1 protein-coding gene is annotated in these 1077 nt (G+C 74.3%); it reads right to left on the bottom strand.

What is annotated here, in order from left to right:
• Nucleotides 1-119 precede the first annotated feature (119 nt).
• Nucleotides 120-947, bottom strand: a complete 828-nt coding sequence (locus tag L1885_RS28675) for a YceI family protein (RefSeq protein ID WP_235800051.1) — start codon at nt 945-947, stop codon at nt 120-122.
• Between the last annotated feature and the right edge of the window lie 130 nt (nt 948-1077).

Genomic DNA, 1077 nt, shown 5'->3' with positions numbered 1-1077 from the left:
CATGGCCTCCCCGAGCCGCCGATCACCGTCCGCGTGCCGGATCAGGCAACCGGTCTCGGACCCCCCGGCGCGCGCCACACCGACGCACGCGCCCCCGGCGAGACCCCGCCCCCGCCGGCTCACATCATCGGCGGCAGTTCGCCCCGTACGGCCTCGATGTGCAGCTCCACCTTCAGCACGGCGCCGATCATCGCGATGCCCGCCTGCACGACCTGGTTGTAGTTCATCGCGAAGTCCTCGCGGTGCAGCTCCGTCGTCGCGTGGAAGGCCGCCCGCATCCCGCCCCACGGGTCGGCGCCGGTGCCCAGGTAGGACAGGGCGAGGTCGACGTCCCGCTCGACACCGTGCAGCGCGAGCTTGCCGCTGACCGTCCAGCGGTCCGTGCCGGCCGGGGTCAGGGCCGTGCTGCGGAACGTGATCTCGGGGAAGGCCTCGACGTCCAGGAAGTCGGGGGACCTCAGGTGCTTGTCGCGCAGGCCGTTGCCCGTGTCGACGCTGGCCGCGCCGATGACGGCCTCGACGCGGGAGGCCGTGTACTCGCCGCCGTTCTCGACGACGTCGATGGTGCCGCCGAACTCGTTGAAGCGGCCGTGCACGCTGGAGATGCCCAGGTGCTGGGCGACCGCGGTCACCGACGAGTGCGCCGGGTCGATGCTCCACGAACCCGGCTCCGGCAGCTCGACGCCGCCCTGCCGGGCGAGCACCACGGTGCCGATGTCGGCCCGGCCACTGGCGGTGACCAGGGCCGTCGCGGCCGAGGGGCCGTAGCCGACGGCCGTCACGACGACCGTGTACGGGCCGGGTGCCAGGGTGTCCGGTGCGGTGACGACGCCGTCCGGGTCGGCCGAGGCGCGCAGCACCTGGTTGCCGTTGGTGTCTGTGAGGGTGACGACCGCGTGCTGCACGGCCCAGCCGTCGCGCGTTCTCACCTGTCCGCGAAGTCCCATCCCGCGTTCTCTCCTTGGTCTCGCTGTGTGGCGGGGCGCCCCCGCGTTCGTGCGGGCGCGCGCCCCGGGGCGGCGCTGGCGGCCGGTGCCGCCCGGTACGCAGGCTCTCGCCGTGCGGCGCGCGCCCCCG

It is taken from the genome of Streptomyces fuscigenes (assembly GCF_021556455.1).
GTDB classification, from domain to species: domain Bacteria; phylum Actinomycetota; class Actinomycetes; order Streptomycetales; family Streptomycetaceae; genus Streptomyces; species Streptomyces fuscigenes.
This window is presented reverse-complemented; position numbering and strand designations above follow the sequence as displayed.

Excerpts from the sequence above, each read along its gene's own strand:
- L1885_RS28675 (WP_235800051.1), bottom strand. The coding sequence starts at position 947 with ATGGGACTTCGCGGACAGGTGAGAACGCGCGACGGCTGGGCCGTGCAG.